The 7,034-nt window shown below is 68.0% G+C and carries 10 protein-coding genes; 2 read left to right on the plus strand and 8 right to left on the minus strand.

Translation table 11 applies throughout. From position 1 onward, the window contains the following. The 4 genes from ABW137_RS30650 to ABW137_RS30665 form a co-directional block, all read right to left on the minus strand. Nucleotides 1-245, minus strand: a 245-nt coding sequence (locus tag ABW137_RS30650) for a GTP-binding protein (RefSeq protein WP_526405818.1), incomplete at its 3' end; no start/stop codon positions are given. A 154-nt stretch (nucleotides 246-399) separates the two neighbouring features. Then, nucleotides 400-870, minus strand: coding sequence for a 30S ribosomal protein S7 (gene rpsG / locus ABW137_RS30655; protein ID WP_056557334.1), 471 nt, complete (start codon nucleotides 868-870; stop codon nucleotides 400-402). Beyond that, nucleotides 870-1,244, minus strand: coding sequence for a 30S ribosomal protein S12 (gene rpsL / locus ABW137_RS30660; protein ID WP_163733607.1), 375 nt, complete (start codon nucleotides 1,242-1,244; stop codon nucleotides 870-872). Before rpsL ends, rpsG begins: the two co-directional genes overlap by 1 nt. A 302-nt stretch (nucleotides 1,245-1,546) precedes the next feature. After that, a complete protein-coding gene (locus tag ABW137_RS30665; RefSeq protein WP_526405807.1) occupies nucleotides 1,547-2,188 on the minus strand; it encodes a TetR/AcrR family transcriptional regulator in 642 nt (213 codons plus the stop codon). 175 nt (nucleotides 2,189-2,363) lie between these two features. Here ABW137_RS30665 and ABW137_RS30670 point away from each other — a divergent pair, with 175 nt between their 5' ends. Both ABW137_RS30670 and ABW137_RS30675 read left to right on the plus strand, forming a co-directional pair. Beyond that, nucleotides 2,364-2,729, plus strand: coding sequence for a DUF3060 domain-containing protein (locus tag ABW137_RS30670; protein ID WP_526405809.1), 366 nt, complete (start codon nucleotides 2,364-2,366; stop codon nucleotides 2,727-2,729). Between the two features lie 75 nt (nucleotides 2,730-2,804). Further along, a complete protein-coding gene (locus ABW137_RS30675; RefSeq protein ID WP_526405811.1) occupies nucleotides 2,805-3,206 on the plus strand; it encodes a DUF3060 domain-containing protein in 402 nt (133 codons plus the stop codon). A gap of 3 nt (nucleotides 3,207-3,209) precedes the next feature. On the opposite strand, the gene ABW137_RS30680 is transcribed toward ABW137_RS30675, so the two are convergent. The 4 genes from ABW137_RS30680 to ABW137_RS30695 form a co-directional block, all read right to left on the minus strand. Further along, entirely contained in the window at nucleotides 3,210-3,980 is a 771-nt protein-coding gene (locus tag ABW137_RS30680; RefSeq protein ID WP_526405813.1) for a crotonase/enoyl-CoA hydratase family protein, read from the minus strand. Continuing rightward, nucleotides 3,977-4,699 carry a PaaX family transcriptional regulator C-terminal domain-containing protein gene (locus ABW137_RS30685; RefSeq protein ID WP_526405820.1) on the minus strand — a complete coding sequence of 241 codons (723 nt, stop codon included), beginning with the start codon at nucleotides 4,697-4,699 and terminating at the stop codon, nucleotides 3,977-3,979. The genes ABW137_RS30680 and ABW137_RS30685 overlap by 4 nt, the downstream gene beginning before the upstream one ends. Before the next feature lie 10 nt (nucleotides 4,700-4,709). Beyond that, nucleotides 4,710-5,648 carry an enoyl-CoA hydratase/isomerase family protein gene (locus ABW137_RS30690; protein ID WP_526405814.1) on the minus strand — a complete coding sequence of 313 codons (939 nt, stop codon included), beginning with the start codon at nucleotides 5,646-5,648 and terminating at the stop codon, nucleotides 4,710-4,712. Between the two features lie 88 nt (nucleotides 5,649-5,736). Further along, nucleotides 5,737-7,034: acyl-CoA dehydrogenase family protein (locus tag ABW137_RS30695; protein WP_526405816.1), on the minus strand; the 1,298-nt coding region annotated here is incomplete at its 5' end.

Here is a 7,034-nt window from a genome sequence, read left to right on the forward strand (position 1 = left end):
CGCAGGCTGCGCTCCACCTCGACGGTGAAGTCGACGTGCCCGGGGGTGTCGATGATGTTGATCTGGTTGCCGTCCCAGAAGCAGGTGGTAGCGGCCGAGGTAATGGTGATACCCCGCTCCTGCTCCTGCTCCATCCAGTCCATCGTGGCGGCGCCATCGTGAACTTCACCGATCTTGTAGCTGATACCGGTGTAGTAGAGGATGCGCTCGGTCGTCGTCGTCTTACCGGCGTCGATGTGCGCCATGATGCCGATGTTGCGGACCTTCGTGAGGTCGGTCAGCACGTCCTGTGCCACGGCTAAGTTCCCACTCTTTCGCTTGCTAGTTCGGTGTTCTGATGTGCCCGGGTCGACTGACAGCGATGTCGCCAACGGTTTGTTCCGCGACCGCGGGCGATGATCACCAGCGGTAGTGCGCGAAGGCCCGGTTCGCCTCGGCCATCTTGTGGGTGTCTTCCCGTCGCTTGACGGCGGCACCCAGGCCGTTGCTTGCGTCCAGCAGCTCGTTGGCCAGACGTTCGACCATGGTCTTCTCGCGGCGTTGCTTGGAGAAGCTCACCAGCCAACGCAGGGCGAGGGTGGTGGACCGCTCCGGGCGGACCTCGACGGGCACCTGGTAGGTGGCACCGCCGACGCGCCTGCTGCGAACCTCGAGTGCGGGCTTCACGTTGTCGAGGGCGCGCTTGAGGGTGACGACCGGGTCGGTGCCGGTCTTGTCACGGGCCTGCTCCAGCGCACCATAGACAATGCGTTCGGCGAGGGATTTCTTCCCGTCCAGCAGAACCTTGTTGACGAGCTGGGTGACCAGCTGCGAACCGTAGACCGGGTCATTGACCAGCGGCCGCTTGGGTGCGGGGCCCTTGCGCGGCATTAGCTCTTCTCCTTCTTGGCGCCGTAGCGGCTCCGGGCCTGCTTGCGACTCTTCACACCCTGGGTGTCCAGCGAGCCGCGAATGATCTTGTAACGCACGCCGGGGAGGTCCTTCACACGACCACCGCGAACCAGCACCATCGAGTGCTCCTGCAGGTTGTGGCCCTCGCCGGGGATGTAGGCGGTGACCTCGACCGCGCTGGTCAGACGCACACGTGCGACCTTCCGAAGCGCCGAGTTCGGCTTCTTCGGGGTGGTGGTGTACACGCGAGTGCACACGCCGCGACGCTGCGGGCTGCCCTTGAGGGCCGCGGTCTTGACCTTGGCGATCTTGTCCCGGCGACCCTTGCGGACCAGCTGGTTGATGGTTGGCATGTACCGGCTTTCTAGGTTGATCTCGGTTACTCGTGTTGCTTGCTCTGCTGTTACGACGGTCGTTCTCAAGTCTGTGTACTGCGGTTACACCCTGCCCAGTTACCCCGCGACCGGGTGTGTCGCACGCGCCCGAACACCGAATCTCTGCGATGCTTCGTGGACATGCGAATTGGCCCGGCGTGCAGGCTTGCTTGTGGGCATCGCAGCCCCAAGCGCCCTATCGGCCAGGCACGATCGACCACAATACCTTTATCCGGTGGCGCAGGTCAAAGCGCGTCGGAGGGCCGCGGGGATGCGGGAGATCAGCGCCTTTCCATCCCGGCGGCGAGCCTCAGCACCATGTCGGTGAAGACCGCGTCGGTGTCGATGTCATCCATCACGCCGGTCATCTCCAGCAGAACGAAACCATGCAGTGCAGACCAGAATTCCAGCGCGGCGAAGAATCCGTTCTCGCCGTCGAGCCCGTAGGAGGACAGTACCGCGATCACCGGACCCGCCGCGGCCCGCGTCGCGGCGGTGTATTCGGGGTCGTCACCGCCCAGCGGCATCCGGGTGAAGGCCGAGTAGCGGCCGGGGTGGTGATGCGCGTAGCTGCGGTAGGCGCTGGCCATCGAGACCACGGCATCGTCGCGGGTGCGCCCCTCGCCGACGGTGTTGAGCATGCCGATGAGGTCGCCGATCACGCGCATACGCACGGTCCTGCGCAGATCCTCGAGGCTGTCCACGTGGTTGTAGAGCGACGGCCCCTTGGTGCCGAGTTGGGTGGCGAGTGCGTTGATCGTAAGGGCGTCCCAGCCCTCCCGGTCCAGGAACGTCAGGGCGGCGTTGACGATGGCATCGCGGCTGAGTTTGGTGGTCCGCGCCTGACCGCGCGTTCGAGCCGACCCGGACGCCGCCGTCCGCGCGACTCGCGCCGCCGACTGCGGTCCCGGCCGAGCTGGCATGTCGTCAAGTTCCTTCGGATCGCCGTGTGGTTCCCGTTTTGGGGACAGCGAATGACTCTAACCCGCGAGGTCAGCCCGAGTCAGTCCCGTCGTCGGGGCGACAGCGGCCGGCGTGGCACCACCCGGTAGCGCCAAGTGCCGCACGACCGGGTTCCAGCAACGTTAGAGTCGGCCCATGAAGCTGAAGGCCATGATGCTGGCGCTCGCGACGGGCGCGTTGTTGGTGGGCATCGGGACTCCGGCCGCGCAGGCCAAGAACGGGGACACCCACATCACCGGGCAGGGCATCAGCCAGACCCTGGACTGCAACGAGTCGGCGCTGATCGTCGTCGGCACGGGGAACTACATCACGGCCATGGGCACGTGCTGGGCCATCTCGGTGCAGGGGTCGTCGAACGTCGTGGTCGCCGACAACGTCATCAACGACATCACCGTCTACGGCAACGACCAGACCGTCCTCTTCCGCGGCGGCGATCCTCTGCTCTGGGATCGGGGCCGCGAGCTGGGCATGACGAATCGCCTCGATCGGATTCCCGCCTAGGCTGGGGTACGGCGCCGCAGGGCATCCATGGCTCAGGCCTTCGCCTTCGCTGCGTCCGACCGGAAGCGAGAGACGATGCGGGCACGACTCATTGGCTCGACGGGCGCGTTGGCGTGTGCCGCGCTCGTCCTGGTTGGCTGCGGTTCCAGCGGCGACGGTGATTCGCCGACGGCGACCGCGGGCAGCTCGGGCGTCCAGGTGGAAGTCGGCAACACGATCAACTACGGATCGTTCGGCACGACGGCGACCATCGACTGTGCCGACGGCAAGTCGCTCACGGTCGGCGGGTCCAACAACACGCTGACCGTTCAGGGCACCTGCGCCAACGTGAACATCGGTGGCGCCGACAACAAGATCAGCCTCGATGCGGTCAACGACGGTCTCAACGTCGTCGGCCTGAACAATGCCGTCACCTACAAGGCCGGCGAGCCGTCCGTCAACGACACGGGTTCTGGGAACACGATCAGCAAGGGCTGACGGTCACGCGCTGGCCCCGTGCCGACCCGCGCCACCGGCGAATCGCGCTGCGCCTGCCAGTGATTCGGCGGCCACCCGCGACATGCTGCCGAACTCCAGGTCCATCGCGTCCTGCTCGGGGACTCCCCACTGGTGCAGGGCCGACAGCCGGTCGGCGCGCAGGCAGCCCTGCGGAAATCCGGCCAGTTCGGCGGCCAGCGCCTCGGCCGCCGCACGGGCCTGACCGCTGGCCACCACGCGATTCGCCAACCCGATCGCGAAGGCCTCGGCGGCGTCGACGCTGCGGCCGGTGAGAATCAGGTCCATCGCGCGGCTGTGCCCGATCAGGCGGGGCAGGCGCACCGTGCCGCCGTCGATCAGCGGCACTCCCCATCGTCGGCAGTAGACCCCGAAGACGGCGTCCTCCTCGACGACCCGCATGTCGCACCAGAGGGCCAGTTCGAGCCCGCCCGCGACGGCGAACCCGCTGACGGCGGCAATGACGGGTTTGGACAGCACCATTCGCGTCGGGCCCATCGGACCGGGCCCGGTGCGATGCACGGGGTTGGCCTCCGGGGTGCCGATCGCCTTGAGATCGGCTCCGGCACAGAATGTTCCGTTGTCTCCCCAGAGCACCGCGACGGACGCGGAGTCGTCGCGGTCGAACTCCTGGAATGCGGCGAACAGTTCGGCGGCGGCAGGTCCGTTGACGGCGTTGCGCGCCTGGGGCCGATCCATGACGACCGTCGTGACGGGGCCGTTGCGCTCGACCCGTACGCCGCCCGGTGTATTCATTTGGCCTCCATCAGTTCGGTGTCGTCGCGCCGCGCCGCGAGTTCGGCGGCGAAGTCGTGATAGGCGTGCCGCAGGGCCGCTCCCGGCCAGTCGTCGGGCAGCAGTTCATCGGGTAGTACGGGGTCGGTGAGCAGGTGGCGCACCATGCCAGCGGCGGCGGCGAAACGACCGGGAACGTCGGCGGCGCCGGACATGTCGTCGAGCAGCCGGTGACCCGTGCGCGTCCAGGCGGGCAGGTCCCACAGGTGGGCGACTAGTCCGACCGGATCGTCGTCGCGAGCGCGGAGCACCCTCACCCGGTCGCGCAGGTCGTCGGTCGTCGCCGGGTCGAGGTTGGCGGGCCGCATCCAGACCCCCTCACGTAGCTCACCGAACCGCTTGTCGTGCAGCGCCGTTCGTAGCAGGGCGCGGCTGCGGGCATCGGTGCCGACGCTGGTGATCACCAGAGTAAGCCAGGTGCCGTTCCAGCGCCGCAACTTCGGGTCCAGTGCGTCGTCCTGGCGACGCTGCCTGGCGAGGAGGCGGTCGGCGAGCCGGTAGCCATCGGCCGAGCGCACCAGGTCACCGGCGCCGACCATGCGGGTCAGCGCCACCCGAAGCGTCGGCTCCCTGATGTCGAAATCACTAGTGAGCCTGACGAGTTCGGCCGCCGATGCCCAGGCCGGATGCGCGCCGAGCAGCACGCTGAGCACGACCGATCTGGCGGTCATCCGGCGCAGCGTCACGGCCCTAGACCCCGGACGTCCGGCGGCCGGCGTCTCCGTAGGGCTCGTCGCGGCTGCGCACCGCTTCCCGGAAGCCGTGCTGGGTGGCTTCGGCGACGAAGGCGTGCCCTTCTGGGGTGTGCCGCGCGACGCCGTCGAACACCGTGCTGACCATCCGACTGGTGGCAATGCCTTGGTTGTAGAGCGCGGTGTTGAGCGCCAGCTTGGCCATGATGAGTTGGTTGACGGGCATGGCGGCGATGCGCGCGACGAGGCGTTCGGTGCGCTCCTCGAGATCGGCGGGGTCCGGGGCCTCGACGGCCAGCCCCCAGTCGGCGGCCTGCGCTCCGCTGATGCAATCACCGGTGAAGAGAAGGCGTTTGGCGCGTTGGTCGCCCAGCCGGTGCGCCCACAGTCCCGCCGCTGGGACGCCCCACACCCGCATCGGCGGGTAGCCGATCTTGGCGTCCGACGCGGTGATCACCTGGTCGGCGTGCAGCGCGATGTCGGTTCCACCTGCCACGCAGTATCCGTGGATCTTCACCACCGTGGGTTTGTCGCAGTGCATCAGGCTGGCGAAGCCGCGCACGAAGCGACTCATCATCTGGTAGTCGATCATCGGGTCCCACGGCGCATCCGGCAGGTGGTTGATGGCCTGGGTCTTGCCGTCGAGCACGGTGCCCTTGTAGCTGCCCGTGCCACCCGCCGAGGAGGTGCGGTCGGCGTAGGCGGACAGATCGAAGCCTGCGCAGAACCCCTCGCCACGGCCGGACACCAGGATGACGTGGACGTTCGGGTCGAGGTCGGCGCGTTCGACGAGCGCCGACAGCTCCAGCGGCGTGTCCGCGACGATCGCGTTGCCTTTTTCGGGACGGTTGAACGTGATTCGCGCGACCCGGTCGGTGACCTCGTAGGTCATCGTCTTCAGAGCGTCGAAGTCCACGGGCCTGATCGCATGCGTCATTGCGTGGCCCCGCGCTCCGCAGAGCGTGCGTGTCCGTACGCGACCCGCCGCCGTCGCACGGCACTTCGCGCACGCTCGCTGGCGAAAGTCACCCCTTCACCATCGCGCGTTCGATGATCGGGGCGAGATCCAGGCCGACCGGCAGCGTGCCGAACGCCCCACCCCACTGCCCGCCAAGCCTGCTGGCCAGGAAGGCCTCGGCGACGGCGGGATGCCCGAAGCGCACCATCAGCGAACCCTGCAGCGCCAGCGAGATGTCCTCGGCGATCTGGCGGGCGCGGTACTGGATGGTCTCCAGGTCGTCGAGTTGCGGGCGCAGTGCCCGCACGTGGGCGTCCAACCGTGGGTCGTGGCCCGTCGTCCTTCCGAGCTCGTCGAAGAGGACGTCGATGCACTCGGGCCGGGTGGCCATGGCGCGCAACGCATCCAGCGCGCTGACGTTGCCCGAGCCCTCCCAAATGCCCATCAGCGGGGCTTCGCGGTACAGCCGCGGCATGCCGGATTCCTCGACGTAGCCGTTGCCACCGAGACATTCCATGGCCTCGGCGGCGTGGGGCGTGGCGCGCTTGCACACCCAGTACTTCCCGGCGGCCAGCCCGATGCGACGCAGCAGCGTTTCGCGTTCGTCGCCGCGCACGGCTGCATCGGTGGCCCCGGCCATCCGCATCGCCAGCATGGTCGCGGCCTCGGCCTCGACGGCGAGGTCGGCAAGAACGTTGCGCATCAACGGCTGGTCGATCAGGTACGCGCCGAACGCCATTCGGTGCTGCGCGTGGTGGATGGCGCGGGTGAGGCCGGTGCGCATGCTCGTCGCGCTGCCAAGCGTGCAGTCCAGTCGGGTCAGGTTGACCATCTCGATGATGGTGGGGACACCGCGTCCCTCCTCGCCGACCAGCCACGCGGTGGCACCGTCGTACTCGACCTCGCTTGAGGCGTTGGCGTGGTTGCCGAGCTTGTCCTTCAAGCGCTGAAGGAACATTCGGTTGCGGCTGCCGTCGGGCAGGACGCGCGGCAGGAAGAAGCACGACAACCCCCCGGAGGATCCCCCGTCGCTTCGCTCGCCCCTGGAGGATCCCCCGTCGCTTCGCGCGCCCCCGGAGGCCAGCGCCAGCACCAGGAACACGTCCGACCTCGGCGCCGAGGTGAACCACTTGTGCCCGCGCAACGAGTAGCTGCCGTCCCCGTTCGGCGTGGCCTGTGTGGTGCCCGCCCGCACGTCGGAGCCGCCCTGCTTCTCGGTCATCGACATCCCTGCCGTGAGACCGGCCTTGGTGGCGGGCACCCTGAGTTCGGGGTCGTAGACCCGGCTGGTCAGCAGCGGCTCGTAGATCGCGGCGAGTTCGGGGTTGAACCGCAGTGCGGGGACGACGGCGTAGGTCATCGAGA

This window comes from Mycobacterium sp. (assembly GCF_040509115.1).
Classification (GTDB): domain Bacteria; phylum Actinomycetota; class Actinomycetes; order Mycobacteriales; family Mycobacteriaceae; genus Mycobacterium.

Bases quoted from the DNA above. Each gene is read 5' to 3' on its own strand.
- ABW137_RS30680 (WP_526405813.1), bottom strand. From the start codon at position 3,980: ATGAATACACCGGGCGGCGTACGGGTCGAGCGCAACGGCCCCGTCACG.
- rpsL (WP_163733607.1), bottom strand. From the start codon at position 1,244: ATGCCAACCATCAACCAGCTGGTCCGCAAGGGTCGCCGGGACAAGATC.
- ABW137_RS30670 (WP_526405809.1), top strand. From the start codon at position 2,364: ATGAAGCTGAAGGCCATGATGCTGGCGCTCGCGACGGGCGCGTTGTTG.
- ABW137_RS30690 (WP_526405814.1), bottom strand. From the start codon at position 5,648: ATGACGCATGCGATCAGGCCCGTGGACTTCGACGCTCTGAAGACGATG.
- ABW137_RS30665 (WP_526405807.1), bottom strand. From the start codon at position 2,188: ATGCCAGCTCGGCCGGGACCGCAGTCGGCGGCGCGAGTCGCGCGGACG.
- ABW137_RS30675 (WP_526405811.1), top strand. From the start codon at position 2,805: ATGCGGGCACGACTCATTGGCTCGACGGGCGCGTTGGCGTGTGCCGCG.
- rpsG (WP_056557334.1), bottom strand. From the start codon at position 870: ATGCCGCGCAAGGGCCCCGCACCCAAGCGGCCGCTGGTCAATGACCCG.